Below are 15,015 nucleotides of genomic sequence, written 5' to 3' on the forward strand. Positions count from 1 at the left end.
GCCAGCCCGGTCTCACCGCGGCAGCGAGCAGCCGTCCCCGCACGCGTTGCGGCCGTCGCCGCACTTCACCGCGCGCCCCTGCCCCACGCAGGTCACCTGGCATCCTCCCCCGGCGTTGGAGCACGCCACCGCGCAGGAGCCCATGCACATCACCTGGCACCCTCCGACCCGATTGCACCTCACGACGCTCCCGTCGCCCACGACGTGGGCGCACTTGTTCACGTCCTCGCAGGTGATCGAGCACCCTGCGCCGCAGGTGACCTGGCACGTCTCCGCGTTGCGGCAGTCGGTGGAGCAGCCGTCAGCGCACGTCGTGTTGCACCCCTTGCTCCTCGCGCAGGAAGACTGGCAGTCACCGGCGCAGTGGCTCGCGCAGCTCTCTCGATCGGAGCAGCTCGGCCTGCAGCCGGGCGCGTCGCCGCACGTCAGCAGGCAGCTCACCGGCACGTTCCCCGGACTGCCGCCCGGGCAAGTGCAAGGCACGCCCGGCGGGCAGCCGGCGGGGTCGACAGCGAGCGCCGCAGCGCTCCGGGCCCGCGCGGCATCCGGCAGGGACACCGGCGCGCCGCTGTCGCCAGCGTCGCCGGCGCCCTGGTCGCGGGAGGGCCAGAGCAGCAGCACCAAGCCGACTCCCACGCAGAAGAGGAGCGCCCCCACCCCGCCGACGACGGCGATCTGCGTCGCTCCCGGCGCGCGCGGCCCCCGCCCCTGGGGCGCGGCCCCTCCCGCCCCCGGATAAGGCTGGCCCGGAGGAGCCCCCGTCGAGGCGGCCACCGCCGCCGGCATCACCCCCCCCGGCGGGCTCGCGCTCGGGAACTGCGCCCCCACCGGCGGCCCGTCGGGGATGGCCCGGCCGTACGCGCGCGTGCGCTCGTCCATCCTGGCCAGCTCCCCCGTCGCGAAGGGCGGCTCCTCGCCCCGTCGCAGCGCGCGCACGTCGGCGAGCATCGTTTGCGCGTCCGGGTAGCGACGCTCGACCTGGAAGGCGAGCGCGCGGTCCACGACGCGCGCGACCCGCGGATCCACGCCCGGCGCCACCGTCGACAGCGGAGGAGCCGGCGTCGTGCTCCTCCTTACGAGGAGCTCTCCCTCGGTGAGCCCATCGTCGTCGTGGACTCGACGGTTCGCGAGGATGGTGAACATCGTCGCGCCCACCGCGTAGAGGTCGGCCCGCCCGTCCACGTTCCTCCCCAGGATCTGCTCGGGCGCCATGTAGCTCGTCGTGCCCAGCACCGCGCCCGTCCGCGTCTTCAGCCCCGAGCCGCCCTGCTTCATGCGCGCGATCCCGAAATCGAGCACCTTGAGCCGCCCATCGCGGGTCACGAAGAGGTTGTCGGGCTTGATGTCCCGGTGGACGATCCCGGCGTCGTGCGCTGCCTTGATGACCTCGAGGAGCGTGTCCATGTGGGCGAGGAGCTCGATCGAATCGATCGTACCGAGCCGCAACACGCGCTCGCGGAGGCTCTCTCCGTCGAGCAGCTCCATGACAAGGAACGGCTCTCCTCGCTCGGTCACGTCGATGTCGTGGACCTGCACCGCGGCCGGGTGCCCGAGCCGCGCGGCGGCGAGCGCCTCCTGCTCGAAGCGGGCGCGGAGCTCCCGGGACACGGCGCCCTCCGGGTGCAGGATCTTGATGGCCACGCGGTGCCCCACGTGATGGGTGGCCGCGTAGACGGCGGCCATTCCCCCCGCCCCGATCAGCGCGTCAATCCGCCATTTTCCGTGGAGGATCGTCCCGACGCGGGCTCTCAGCCGCTGGATCTCGTCCTCTTCCGCTTCCGACATCGGCGCGGAGGCTAGCACGGGCTGCCGCGCGGCCGGCTCGCGCGGAGGCCGCGCCGCGCGCGCGGCGCCCTGTCACGCCCCCCGGCCGCGGCCGCGGCCCGCCGTCTCCCACGCCGTCGCCACCGCCTCTTCCGCGCTCGCGACCGACACGATCCGATCCGAGCGCCGGTCGTCCACGCGCCCCCCGGCGAGCTGCCTCGCCCAGCCGCCGCTCGCCGCGAGCGCTATCAGCGGCTTGCCGAGCTGCCAGGCGACGGCGATCTCGCTCAGCGTGCCCGCGCCGCCGCCGACGACGACCACCACGTCGGCCATGGCGACGACCACGATGTTGCGCCCGATCTGCATGCCGGTCGGCACGACGATGTCCACGTACGGGTTGGCCGTGGACGCCTCGTACCCTGGCAGGATCCCCAGGATATCGCCGTCGCGCCACGTCGTCGCCTCGCGCCCGCCGCGCGACACGGCGGCCATGACGCCCCCCAGCCCCCCGGTGACCAGCCGGAACCCCGCCTCCACGGCGCGCCGCCCGAGCTCGACGCACACAACCTCGGTCGCCGCGTCCACCGCGAGGCCGTTGCCGATCACCGCCATCACGGGGCGGCGCGGCACGTAGGGAGCGATGTCCCGCTTCGTGTCCTCCTCTTCTCGCTCGTCCCGATCGTCGTCCATCACGGCTCCCGCTCCGGCGCCCGCCATTTCTTCAGCCGGCCGAGGAGCTGATCACCCAGCTTGGGCTGTTCGATCTTCCCGAACCAGATGCTCCACCCTGGAGGGCGCGGGCCGGCCGAGCCCACCCGAGGGCAGTGCTCCCCGGGCCGCCGTTCGTGCGCCGGATCGAGCTAGCCCCCGCGGCCGCGTGGAGTCAAGGCTCGCGCCGGCGCCGCGTGGTCGCGTGGTCGCGTGGTCGCGCTACCGCTGGGCCGGGTAGAGGCCGTCCACGGCGTCGGCCCAGAGCTTGTTCATGGCCACCCGTCCGGCGGGATCCGGGTGCACCTTGTCGGTGAACCGGTCGGGGTGGTCCTTGAACCACGTATACAGGTCCGGCCCAGGAGGGAGGCCGTTCTCCTCCGTCAGCGCGTCGATCGCCTCGTTGAACACAGGGACCGCGTCGTGGTTGCCGTCCGGCGAGAACGGGATGTGCGCGAGCACCGGGACGCGGCCCGCTGCCTCGATCTTGTCGATGATCTGCTGCAGGTTCGCCTTGAAGGTGCTCGGGTCGGTCTGACCCCAGGAGTCGTTGGTGCCGTAACCGATGGCGAAGTAGTGGAAGTCGGGGTTCAGCTCCAGGACATCATCGATGCGATCGAGCGCGCTGGGTTTGTCGCTGCTCTTCGTGAGCTCGCTCCCGATGCCGCCGTTGATCATCGCCGGATAGTGGGCCGGGTGCGCCGCGTGCACGTTCTCGGCGAAGCTCGGCTGCGTGGCCGGGGTGTCGCGGTCGTAGGCGTACGCCGTGATGCTGTCGCCGAGGAAGAACCACGTGTCCTCCGCGCCCTTCGAGATATCGTGCACGTCGATCTCGTCGAGCTGGACGCCGGTGTCGTCGGTCGTCGCGGGGGCCGCGGTCACGACGAGCCGGACCCAGCTCTTGCCGTCGAAATCGAAGCTGTGGGCGCGCGTGCGGACCGGGTTGTCGGTCACCTCCGCGACCTTCGTCCAGGTGCCGTCCGAGCCGTTCGTGGAGTCGCTCGACGTCTCCACGCGGTAGGCGCCCGGCGCCCCGTATTGCACGTCCGTGTAGTTGTAGTTGTACGAGGCCGTCCAGCTCAGGAGCAGCCGCTCGTACCCGGTGCCGACCTGGATGGCGACCCACGCGGGCGCGGCCGAGGTGGGCTTGCCCGCGATCCAGGTCCCCGCCGACCTGTACTTGCCGTCGTTGATCACCGACGCCGTCCCCCCCGAGGCGAAGGCCGGCTTGCCGCGGGAGATGATGGGATTGGGCACGATCCCCTGCGCGTCCGCACCGCCGCCGGCGCCGCCGCCGCCGCCGGTGCCGCCGCCGCCGCCCGTGCCGCCGCCACCCGTGTCCCCGGCGCCGCCCGTACCACCGCCCGCGCCGCCCGTGCCCTGCGCGGTGGTGCTCCCGGAGCCCCCGGAGCTCGCCGACGAGCCGCCCGTGCCCCCGGAGCTCGCTGACGAGCCGCCGCCGTCGTCATCCGAGCAGGCCGACAGGAGGACTACCGCCCCCAGCGCAAGGGCCAGGAGAGGTGACTGGTGAAATGAACGAAAAGCCATCGAAACTGACCTCCAGCGCCGGGCACTCTGGGGCAGTTCGGCGCCACGATCAACACCTCCGTCATCGATCCGCGCCGACGAAGTGAACCGGTAAAGTCACGTTCGCTACATCACAGCTCGCAGCAGCTAATGGCAATGTGCCGTCGGGAGGAATTATCAACTGAAACGGTAAATATCCAGAGATGTTCTCCGTGGCGCCGGCGGGACGGCTGGTCCTCGCGACGGACGGCATCCACGTCGAGCGCTCCCACACAGGCCAGCACGCACGACGCCAGGCGAGCGACGAGCGGCGCCGTCGGGGGGCGCTCCGGCGACACCGCCCCATACGGCGCGCTTGACACAGACGACAGTTCCAGCGTCCATGCGCCAGGAGACGGCACGCGAGGGGTGAACCAGTGAACGCCAAGCAAGAGCCGAGACTGCGCGCGCCGGGACGATCGAGGGCGGCAGCGCTGGTGGCGGGGCTCTTGGCGGTCGCCATGCCCCTCGCGGCAGCGGCGGACCCCTCGGGAGCTCCGGGCGCCCGCTCGGCGGCGGGAGGTATCGAGGGCCTGGCTCAGAGCGCCGCCCACTTCCGCCTGGCCAACGGCCTCGAGGTGCTCCTGGAGGAAGATCACAGGCAGCCGACGGTCGCCGTCCTCGTCGCATACGAGATCGGCAGCCGCGATGATCCGCGGGGCTATAGCCAGCTGGCGCACCTCGTCGAGCACATGACGTACCGGGGCTCACGTCACATGAAGCCGTTCGATGCCCTGAGCCTGCTCGAGCGAGCGGGGGTGCACCGCATGAACGGGGTCACGAGCCCCGACTACACCGCCTACTACGCGCTCGCGCCAGCGGCCGCGCTCCCCCTCGCGCTGTGGATCGAGAGCGAGCGCATGGCATTCACGCTCGAGCGCTTCAACGAACAGGCGCTCACGCTCGAGCAGAAGATCGTGCGCAACGAGCTCTTGATGAACGATGGCATCGAGGGCATGTTCCGGCGCCACACCTGGCGCGCCATCTTCGGGCCCGCGGACGCCTCATCTCATCCCTCCAGGCCTTTGAACGGCTCGCGCCACGCCTCGATCTCGTCCAGCTGGTTCGACAGCCGCTGCACCTCGGGGTAGTCCGCCAAGGGCAGCCGCGCGCGCGCGGCATACGGAAAGACGAAGGCCACGCGGAAGTCGGCATAGCTCAGCTTGTCGTCGATCAGCCAGCGGCGGCCCTTCAGCAGACCGTTCAGGACCTCCGCGAACTGTCGGAACTCCTTCAGGTGCTGGTCCATCATCGACTGCTCTGCTCGGTCGGTCGTGAACGTGGGCTTGACGATGTACTCGAAGTAGAGCGCGCTCGCCGGCGGATTGAAATGCTGGTGCGCCCAGCTCAGCCAGCGCAAGAGCTCCGGCAGACGAGCGGGCGCGGGCCAAAAGTCCGAGCCTGTCAGCTGACACAGGCGACAGGCAATGGCGTCGGCCTCCCAGAGGGGCGCGCCGTCCTCGACGAGGATCGGAACGCGCGTGTTGGGGTTGAGCGTTCGGAAGAATTCGATCTGGTCCGGCGCGAACGGGGCCGCGCGGATGAACTCCACCGGCGCCTGGACGTACCGCGCCACAGCGACGGCGAGACGTGGGTTAGAGTTGTGCGAGTAGTAGAGCTTCATCTGACCTCCGTTCGGACCCGCGCCGCCGGGGCGCGCCCAGCTGGCCCATTGGACGGATATCATCCCATTTGCGCCGCCGTCAACCGGGCGCGCACGCTGTTGAGGGAGGGCGGCGCCCTGGATGCATGGGCAACGTGGGGGTATAGCGTCGCTCTTCCGAGGGTACGGGATCGCACAGAGGATCTTCTGTCACCCGAGGTGAGCGGAGCCGCGACGCGATGCGGTCGTACTTCGAGAGGTCGAGATCGATGATCGTGAACGACCCGGCCGCGAGCTCCTCACGGTCGCGCTTCGACGGCGACGTCTGGATGCGCCGACCCGGGGAGTACCGCGACTCCGTGAAGAAGAACAGGTAGATCTGCGCGACGTGCGTGCCCGTCGTGACGTGAATGAACCGGTAAAGCCCAGTTCGCTGCACCAGAGATCGCAGCAACACAGGACGGGGCCCTCCGCCACGAGGCGCCCGGCGGCTGAGCCTCACTTGATCGTCCGGACGAGACGGAAGCCGACGCCTCGGTGCACCGCGTCCGACGCGGGGTAATTCTGGCTGGCCGCTCGCAGCTGAAAACGCGAACCCGCGGCGTTGCTGCCTCGGGTCACGCGGAGATCTGTCCCGTCGGTCCTCAGGGTGATCTCCGTGGCAGGGTTCGTCACTGGCCCCTCGGCATCGTGAAAGACGGGTCGATCGCTGGTCCACTCGACGACGTTGCCGAGCATGTCGAACAAGAGCCAGCGGTTGGGCCGCTTCGTCCCCACGGGGTGCGTACGCGCTCCCGAGTTCACGTCATACCATGCGATGGGCTCGAGGTTCGGCTCGGGGTCGTAGCGCGCGTCCGGGTTCGCTCCGGTGATGTCACCTCCGTAGTAGGCCGTCCTCGTCCCCGCGCGCGCGGCGTACTCCCATTCTGCCTCCGTCGGCAGGCGATAGCCCTCGCACTCGTAGACGCTCGCCGCGTCGCCCGCGAGGCCCACGCGGCCGCAGATCACGCCGCGGCCCAGCTCGCCTTGACATTCGGAGAGCTCGAAGCAGGGCGCGAGGGGCGGCTCGTGACGTGCGGAGAGCAGGTTCGCGAAGAGCAGGGCTTCGAACCACGTCGCATACCGGAGCGGACACGCGTCGTCCTCGCAGGTCGCCGTACCATCCTGGACCTTCACCGGCTTCTCCGGCATGAGCTCGACGAGCTCCGACCACTGCTTGCGCGTCAGCTCGAACTGCCCGATCTCGAACCCGCGCTCGAGCGTGACCGCCCTTGGAATCTCGGTGTACTCACCACGCCAGAGCTCGCTCTCCGGCGAGCCCATGATGAAGCAGCCCGGCGGAACGCGACACCAACCATTCGCGCATTCAGCCACCACCGCTGGATGCCGGCACACGGATCCATCGGCGGAGGCGACCTCCCAGCCGGTCACCTCCGGACCGACCGGATCCATGTTGCTGGCAGGCACGACGGACGGCTCCCGGTGCTCCGCCCCGGGCTGGCAGCCGAGGGGTACGACCAGGAGAGCCCAGAGAGCGACGCCAATCGCGCACGTCATCGGAGCGTTCGTATTCATGGCACGTTGCTGACCCCGAACTCGTCACCCAGGTTTTCGAAGCTCTGCGCTGCCGCCGGCGTCCTGAGCCCTACGGTCACCAGCAAGGCGACGCCGTCGACCAGGCTGTCGTGCCCCGGTCCGCCATTCCAGCTGACGCGCTTGCCGGTGCAAGGTTCGACGTTCTCTTCCGATTCACTGCACGCGGCGACGTAGGCGTTGAAGAGATCCGTCATCTTCCAGCGCAACTCCGGCGTCGGATGGCTGTCGACCCCGTAGAGGAACTCCAGCCAGTCGTACTCGGTGCCGAACGAGAGGAGGTCGGGGGACGAGCTCCCGTCGACGCAGTGCGTGTTGCGCCACCGGACCGCCTGCTTGCAGCTCACCGGGATCGGCGGCTGATTGATGTAGAGGCCGGTGTCCTGATCGAACGCGCAATCGGTCACTCCCGGCATGCACTCCGCGGTCGACATCGGCTTGTAGTAGACGAACGTGCAGTCGGATTCCATGTCGGCGTTGAAGGCCTTGGCCGCGAAGTACTGAGCAAATCCCTCGACCTGCGCGGCGTTCGGCTCCTCCAGCGATTGCAGGCAGTGGAGCCGCTGATCGGGCGGGACGCCATCGCAGCGGCAGAGCGCGGGCTGGTCGGCGTCGCCCGCGCAGCCGTACTCCGGCCTCATCAGCCCTTGACCACTGCCCTGAATGAAATGACCGAACTCGTGCGCGACGACGTACTTGAAGCGGGTCGACGAAGCGGCGAGTCCATCCGGCTCGAGAAACAGCGTGTCCCGGCTCCTGCAGCTCGTCATGAGGGTCTCCTCCGTGCAGGGATCGTCGATCTCGCAATATTCGTCGACGACGATCTCGACTCGACCATTGCCCTCGTAGCGATGATCAATCATCGCACGCACGATGCCGAGCTCCCCATCGCTCTCGTGTTCACGTTTGAGCATCTGGCTGATCGCCGCGCCGGCTCGGGTGATCGAGTTGTGCTCGACGAAGGCCGGGCGGAGGGGCGCGGGGGGCATCGTGGGCCAATCGATCGGGTGGGCCGAGCACGTCGCGTCGGTGACGCTCCCGAGGTCCTCCGCGTAGATCGCGCAGATGGAGGCCGGCCCGCTCTGCCCGGTTTGCCGCACGACGACGTTGGCCCCGGTGAACGCTGAGCCGTTCATGGCGCAGTTGGTCCCCGAAGGGTCCAGGCAGTGCTGGCTGATGACGCGGGTCGCGATCTGGAGGTCGGTGCCCAGCTGCCAGTGCGAGCGGACGGGGAGCTTGGGCCTCGGAACGCAGCCGTCGCCGTCGAGCACGCCGCCGCGGTCGAAGAGCACGCCGGTCGAGTTCGACATCGTGATCTGGTAGCGCGCAAAGCTCGCCGGGACCGGCTGCATCTCCTTGCCGGGAAGGTAGTCCTCGCTGCCGATGCCAGCCCAGGGGCCAGAGTCGACGAACTGCGCGTTCCAGTCGAAGCAGATGTCCGGGCTCGCGATCGGCGTCGCGGTGAAGCACATGCGGCCGCCGTCGATGCACGTCTCGTTCGCGCCGGTAGCGCCTGTGTACAGGTCGACGTCGAACCCGTAGTCCCGGAGGTCGTCGTCCCCCAGGCAGAACCATGCGTCGTCGTCGTCCACGTCGACCGAGACGTGGACCGTGGCCCGCTCGCGGGCGACCTGCACCGTGCCGCTGCTCGTCTGACCCTTGTCCTGGCCGTCGATGACGAGCCTGGCGACGAACGGATCGACCGTGCCACACAGCCCCTCGCCGTCATCGAAGTCGAGCGAGGTGACCGTGAACGTGAAGGCGGCGGGGCCGGCCTCCTCGTTGCTCGTGTTGCCCACCTGCGGGCCCACGAAGTCGCCATACACCTCCGAGGCCAGGTGGGACGTGGCAGACGTCGTCACCTCCGGCGCGAGCTGCACGCTCAAGGACGCGAGCGACACGCCCGGACGCTCGATCGGGACGAGGGCGAGCGGCGGGGCGGGCTCTGGCTCCGGGGGGACATCTCCCAGGTCGCAAGCGGGGCTGGACGAGCTCGCGGTCGCCGTCTCTCCGGCGAGCTGCCACGAGAGGCTGCCGCTCAGGTCGAAGGGCGCAAAGAACACCTTGTCGTGCACCCCGGGCAAGAGCGTCGTGGGCGGCGCCACGCCTCCCGCGGGGACGAGCTGGTTCTGCGGGCCGAGCGGCACCGTGACCGGGAAGTCGCTCTCGTTCTCGTAGCCGAAGAGCGCGGCCCCCGCAGGGTGCTTGAAGCGTCGCACGCACTCGACAACCGGGTGAATGTTCAGGACATCGTACCAGTGGTCGAAGGGGTCGAACGTGACGGTGGAGCCCGCCTCGGCGGCCTCGACCGTTTGCCCGAAGAACGACCCTCGATGTCCGGGCGACCCGACCGGCGCGAGGCGCAGGGTCGCGCTGGGCGCCACGAGGGTCCCGTTGAACGCGGCCTCGAGCGAGACGGTCCCGGTCCCGAGGTAGGCCAGGAAGAAGCTGCTGTCCGGGCCGACGAACTGAACTCTACCCTTGAAATCGAGCAGCTGGCGTACATAGACGATCACCGGGCCGGCCGACGTGTCGAGGCGGGCGATCGACTGAGGCTGCATCTGGAGCTGATCGAAATAGTACGTGCCCGAGCTGAGATCCAGCGTGCTCCGAGAGCCGACGGAGACGCTCGCGTAACCTCCCGGGGCCAGCGACGAGGTCGTGTCCGGTCCGACGGGCGGTACGCTGACGAGCGACGGGAAGTCGACAGTGAAGCGCAGGTTCCCGAGCGGGCCGAGGGGCGTTGCCGGAAGCTCGGTCCCGACGATCGCTGCGCCGGCTTGCTTGGTGATGGTGCCTGCAGCCTGGACCGTGCCGGTGGCCTCCGTCTGACTCCCGAGCCAGACATTGCCTCCGCTGACGAGCGACCCTGTCTTCGTCGCGGCGTTGACCTCGAGGAGGCCGGTGCCGACGTTCACCGCCGGCGCTGGCGCGCCGCTCACGTCGCGCAGCGTGACCCCGCCGGCGATGCGCAGCGACTGCGATGCATGGAGGGCGACGTTGCTCTGTGAAAAGCCTGCTGGGAACCCCAGCGCGATCTCGAACTGGTTCAAGAGCGCCTGCCTGGCCGTGGAGATCGCGGCCTGCTCGGGGGCCTCCCCCTCGGGCGTACCACAGCCCACCACGCTCACGCTCGCCGCCAGCGCCAAAGCCCGTGAGAGCCGCGCCTGGATCCTTGAACCGTCGTTCGTCGTGCTCCTTCCTCTGCCACCGGCAGAAGGACACAACCTGGTGCGCTCCGGTAGATTGATGTTCTCGTGTTTTGCCATTGTCGTCCCGTGAGCACAGGCCGCTGTGGAAAACGCTGTTTCTCGGCCGCTCGGACTGGCACGTAGCACTCCATGTGCCAGGCGCAGAGGGCGCGAAAAGTCTCGATCCGTCGCGTTCCACGCGCTGGACGACGAGCCACCCGCCGCGCTGTGAGGCCCGTTCTCCATGACATGTCACGGGCCGCAACGTGACATGTCACGGCCCGCGGCGTGACATGTCACGGCCCGCGGCGTGGCACGGCCCGCGGGAGCGTCGCGCATCGGTCGCGCGCGGCTCTCGACGGTTCGGCGCCGCGACGTCGTTGCCCGGGCTCGGTCCTGGCCCCGTGAGAGGGAGACCCCTCTCTACGCGCCCCCTGCCACCTCGCTCCAGTCGATGTCGAACCGCGCAAGGTACTTCCGCAGCCGGTCCGCGTCGTTGACGCTCTTCTTCTTCGCCCGCGACGCCGCGAACAGCACCCGTCCCGCCTCCGACAGCGACCGCGCGCCCTTCAGCACCCGCAGCACCTCGGCCAGCTGCACCCGATCGAACGGGTCGAGCGCCGCCGCCCGGCGCGCGCCGAGCGCCGCGACAACGAGCTCGTCCCCGTCGCCCCCCTCCCCCGCCGCGCCGCCCGCCGCGGGCGCTCGCCGCCAGGCCTCCATCAGCCGCCCGATCTCCTCCTCCACGATCGGCCCCCCGATCCTCCCCCCGGGCGCGAGCGTCGCCATCCGCGTCACGGCCGCGTTGAAGTCCCGGAAGTTGCCCGGCCACAGCGCCTCTCGCGACGTCGCGAACCCGAGGAACCGCGCGCGCGCGTCGCGGGTCATCGTGATCCGCACGCCGAGCAGCCGCGCCGAGGCGTCGAGCTCGTAATCGAGGTTCGGCTCGATGTCCTCGACCCGCTCCCTGAGGCCCGGGAGCCGGAAGGTCCACAGGTTGATCCTCGCCAGGAGATCCTCGCGGAAGCGCCCCGCCAGGACCTCCAGCGCGAGATCCCGGTTCGTGCCGGCGAGCAGCTGGAACTCGCTCCTCACCTCCCTGTCCGAGCCGACCGGCAAGAACGCCTTCTCCTCGATCGCCCGCAGCAGCATCGCCTGCTCGTCGGCGCCCAGCTCCCCTATCTCGTCGAGGAACAGCACCCCTTCGTGCGCCTTGCGCAGGAGCCCCGGGCGGTCCTGGAGCGCCCCCGTGAACGATCCCTTCGTGTGCCCGAACAGCGCCGACATCGCCCCGTCGCCGCGGATCGTCGCGCAGTTCAGATCCACGAAGTCGCCGCCCACCTGCCGGCGCCCCTTCTTGAGGTCGTAGATCTTCCGCGCGAGCTGCGATTTCCCCGCCCCCGTCGGGCCCATCAGCAGGATGGGCGCGCGCGACGCGATCGCCACGTGCTCGATCCGCTCGATCAGCTTGTTGTACGCCGCGTTGCGCGTCTCGATACCGCTCTTCAGGAACGACACCCCCTCGCGCTGCTCCTTCTGGAACCGCGACGCGATGCGGTCGTACTTCGAGAGGTCGAGATCGATGATCGTGAACGACCCGGCCGCGAGCTCCTCACGGTCGCGCTTCGGCGGCGACGTCTGGATGAGCCGACCCGGGAAGTACCGCGACTCCGTGAGCAAGAACAGGCAGATCTGCGCGACGTGCGTGCCCGTCGTGATGTGGACGAGGTAGTCCTCCCGGTCCGGCGCGAACGGGTACGCCCTCGCGAAGTCGTGGAGCGCGCCGTACACCGCCTCGAAGTCCCACGGATCGTCCACCTCGACCACGTGACCGCGGATGTCCGTCTCCGGCGAGGCGCGCCGCACGTCGCCCATCACCGTCTCGGCCAGGCCCTCGAAGCGGCGCTGGTAGAGCAGCTCGAACCGGTCGACGATCAGGTCCTCGTGCTGGCACAGCGCCACGCTCGGGCGCCAGCGCGACCAGCGCTCCGCCGTCTTCCCGGTGTCCAGCGTCGGGCCCAGCATGCCGAGGACCACGGTCGTCTTGCGCGTCATAGAATGTTCTCTAACCGTTTTATACACAGGTCTAATCCGCAGGGCCAGCGGCCCGTGATCGCCTGGATTTCGAGTGGCACGCGCCGTGCGATACGCAGAAGGCAGAGCGACCCCTCACCGGAGATCTTGCCATGGAGCGAAGCTACAACGTCATCCCCACGGACTCGGGCGTGCCCATCAAGGCGTGGACGGTCGGCGTGCCGTTCGAGACCGCCGCGGAGGCGCAGCTCAAGAACCTCGCCGCGCTGCCGTTCATCCACAAGTGGATCGCCGTGATGCCCGACGCGCACCAGGGCATCGGCGCGACCGTGGGGAGCGTCGTCGCGACGCACGGCGCGGTCATCCCGGCGGCGGTGGGCGTCGACATCGGCTGCGGGATGATGGCGGCGCGCACGAGCCTCTCCGCGTCGCAGCTGCCGGACGCGCTGCGCGGGCTCCGGACGGCCATCGAGGGCGCGGTGCCGCACGGCCGCACCGACAACGGCGGGAAGAACGATCGCGGCGCGTGGCGCTCGCCGCCCCCGGCCCAGGTCGCGGCGTGGGCCGAGCTCGAGCCGCGGTACCGGCAGATCGTCGAGAAGCACCCGCGCATCGGGCGCGGCTACGCCATCGAGCACCTCGGCACGCTCGGGACCGGAAACCACTTCATCGAGCTCTGCCTCGACGAGGAGGACCGCGTCTGGGTCATGCTGCACAGCGGGTCGCGCGGCGTCGGCAACCGGGTCGGGAGCTACTTCATCGAGCTCGCCAAGCAGGAGATGAGGCGCTTCTTCATCAACCTGCCCGACGCCGACCTCGCGTACCTGCCGGACGGGACGAGGCACTTCCACGACTACATGCAGGCCGTGTCGTGGGCGCAGGACTTCGCGGCGGTGAACCGCGAGCTGATGATGGCGCAGGTGATCGCGGCGCTCCGCGGCTCGGGCGAGCTGCCGCCCTTCGACGCGACGGTGGAGGCGGTGAACTGCCACCACAACTACGTGGCGCGCGAGCACCACTACGGGAAGGACGTGCTCGTGACCCGCAAGGGCGCCGTCCGCGCGCAGGCGGGTGATCTCGGGATCATCCCGGGCAGCATGGGCGCGCGCTCGTTCATCGTCCGCGGGCTCGGCAACGCGGAGAGCTTCTGCAGCTCGAGCCACGGCGCGGGCCGCGTCATGTCGCGGGGCGAGGCGCGCCGCCGCTTCTCCGTCGCGGACCACGAGGCCGCGACCGCGGGCGTCGAGTGCCGCAAGGACGAGGACGTGATCGACGAGACGCCGGCGGCCTACAAGCCGATCGACGACGTGATGCGGGCGCAGAAGGATCTCGTCGAGATCGTCCACACGCTGCGGCAGGTCGTCTGCGTGAAGGGGTGAGCCGCGCGCCCCGGCGCCGTGATATCGCTGTTCTAGGGGAGAGCCGACCGCCATGCTGACCATCGATGGATCCATCGGAGAGGGAGGGGGCCAGATCCTCCGCACGACGCTCGGCCTCTCGCTGATCACGCAGACGCCCGTCCGTATCACCTCGATCCGCAAGGGCCGCGCGCGCCCGGGCCTGATGCGGCAACACCTGACCTCGGTCCGGGCCGCGGCCCAGATCGGCCGCGCCGAGGTGTCGGGCGCGTCGCTCGGGTCGCAGGAGATCGTGTTTCGACCGACCGCGATCGTCCCCGGCGAGCACACGTTCCAGGTCGGGAGCGCGGGGAGCACGACGCTCGTGCTGCAGACCGTCCTGCCGGCGCTGCTCCGCGCGCCCGCGCCGTCGGCGCTCACGCTCGAGGGCGGCACGCACAACCCGCTGGCGCCGCCGTTCGACTTCCTGGACCTCGCCTACCTGCCGCTCGTACGGAGGATGGGGCCGGACGTCACCGCGACGCTCGTGACGCCCGGCTTCTACCCGGCCGGCGGCGGGGTGGCCCGCGTCTCGATCGCGCCGGCGCCGGCGCTCGCGCCGCTCGAGCTCCTCGAGCGCGGGGAGATCCGCGGCCGGCGGGCGGTCGCGACGGTGTCGAACCTCCCGGGCGCCATCGCGGTGCGCGAGCTCGACGCGGCGGCGGCGGTGCTCGGCTGGGAGCCGGACTGCTTCAAGCCCAGCGTGCTGAAGGGCGGGAACGGCCCGGGCAACGTGCTCACCATCGCCGTCGAGAGCGAGCACGTGACCGAGGTCTTCACCGGGTTCGGGGTGAAGGGCGTGCGCGCGGAGTCCGTCGCCACCAAGGCGGCCGAGGAGGCGCGCGACTACCTCGCGGCGGGCGTCCCCGTGGGTGAGCACCTGGCCGATCAGCTGCTCTTGCCGATCGCCCTCGCGGGCCGCGGCGCCTTCCGGACCGTGCGCCCGTCATCCCACACGACGACCCACCTCGGGCTGCTCCGAGATCTCCTCGGGATCCGCGCGTCGGTCGCGCAGATCTCGGACGCGGCGTGGCAGATCGAGATCTGGCGCTGAGCGCGGTCCACGGCGGATCCACGGCCGATTGACGTCGGCGTCCCGGTTGTGCCACATCACGACGGGCGTACGGCGCGCCCTGCGTCGCGGGCTGCCCGCGGCGCG

The 15,015-nt window shown here is 70.1% G+C and carries 11 protein-coding genes; 3 read left to right on the forward strand and 8 right to left on the reverse strand.

All coding sequences use genetic code 11. The annotated features are described in order from the left end of the window. Positions 1–12: 12 nt before the first annotated feature. The 3 genes from WMF11_RS39955 to WMF11_RS39965 form a co-directional block, all read right to left on the reverse strand. The gene (locus tag WMF11_RS39955) at positions 13–1,785 is read right to left on the reverse strand and encodes a serine/threonine protein kinase (RefSeq protein WP_437974537.1); all 1,773 of its coding nucleotides are present in this window, start codon (positions 1,783–1,785) and stop codon (positions 13–15) included. Positions 1,786–1,857: 72 nt separating this feature from the next. Next, entirely contained in the window at positions 1,858–2,454 is a 597-nt protein-coding gene (locus tag WMF11_RS39960) for a TIGR00725 family protein (protein WP_437545014.1), read from the reverse strand. 240 nt (positions 2,455–2,694) lie between these two features. Then, positions 2,695–4,020 (reverse strand): GDSL-type esterase/lipase family protein, encoded by a 1,326-nt coding sequence (locus WMF11_RS39965; protein WP_437974538.1) that lies wholly within the window; start codon positions 4,018–4,020, stop codon positions 2,695–2,697. 479 nt (positions 4,021–4,499) lie between these two features. On the opposite strand from WMF11_RS39965, the gene WMF11_RS39970 reads away from it, so the two are divergent. Then, positions 4,500–5,129: a M16 family metallopeptidase gene (locus WMF11_RS39970; protein WP_437974539.1), complete on the forward strand. Its 630-nt coding sequence runs from the start codon at positions 4,500–4,502 to the stop codon at positions 5,127–5,129. On the opposite strand, the gene WMF11_RS39975 is transcribed toward WMF11_RS39970, so the two are convergent. From WMF11_RS39975 to rtcR, 5 genes are all read right to left on the reverse strand, one after another. After that, positions 5,048–5,662, reverse strand: coding sequence for a glutathione S-transferase family protein (locus tag WMF11_RS39975; RefSeq protein ID WP_437974540.1), 615 nt, complete (start codon positions 5,660–5,662; stop codon positions 5,048–5,050). The genes WMF11_RS39970 and WMF11_RS39975 overlap by 82 nt on opposite strands. A gap of 79 nt (positions 5,663–5,741) precedes the next feature. Next, positions 5,742–6,080: an RNA repair transcriptional activator RtcR family protein gene (locus WMF11_RS39980; protein WP_437974541.1), complete on the reverse strand. Its 339-nt coding sequence runs from the start codon at positions 6,078–6,080 to the stop codon at positions 5,742–5,744. 59 nt (positions 6,081–6,139) lie between these two features. Continuing rightward, positions 6,140–7,198 (reverse strand): formylglycine-generating enzyme family protein, encoded by a 1,059-nt coding sequence (locus WMF11_RS39985; protein ID WP_437974542.1) that lies wholly within the window; start codon positions 7,196–7,198, stop codon positions 6,140–6,142. Between the two features lie 14 nt (positions 7,199–7,212). Further along, positions 7,213–10,365 (reverse strand): hypothetical protein, encoded by a 3,153-nt coding sequence (locus WMF11_RS39990; protein ID WP_437974543.1) that lies wholly within the window; start codon positions 10,363–10,365, stop codon positions 7,213–7,215. A gap of 483 nt (positions 10,366–10,848) precedes the next feature. Further along, positions 10,849–12,480 carry an RNA repair transcriptional activator RtcR gene (gene rtcR, locus WMF11_RS39995; RefSeq protein ID WP_437974544.1) on the reverse strand — a complete coding sequence of 544 codons (1,632 nt, stop codon included), beginning with the start codon at positions 12,478–12,480 and terminating at the stop codon, positions 10,849–10,851. Positions 12,481–12,611: 131 nt separating this feature from the next. Here rtcR and WMF11_RS40000 point away from each other — a divergent pair, with 131 nt between their 5' ends. Together WMF11_RS40000 and rtcA are read left to right on the forward strand one after the other, a co-directional pair. Further along, complete coding sequence (locus tag WMF11_RS40000) at positions 12,612–13,838, forward strand: RtcB family protein (protein ID WP_437904411.1); 1,227 nt, start codon at positions 12,612–12,614, stop codon at positions 13,836–13,838. Positions 13,839–13,890: 52 nt separating this feature from the next. Continuing rightward, a complete protein-coding gene (rtcA, locus tag WMF11_RS40005) occupies positions 13,891–14,910 on the forward strand; it encodes an RNA 3'-terminal phosphate cyclase (protein ID WP_437904412.1) in 1,020 nt (339 codons plus the stop codon). Positions 14,911–15,015 lie beyond the last annotated feature (105 nt).

Origin of the sequence: Sorangium sp. So ce295, assembly GCF_051527405.1 — a bacterium.
In the GTDB taxonomy this organism is placed as follows: Bacteria; Myxococcota_A; Polyangia; order Polyangiales; family Polyangiaceae; genus Sorangium; species Sorangium cellulosum_B.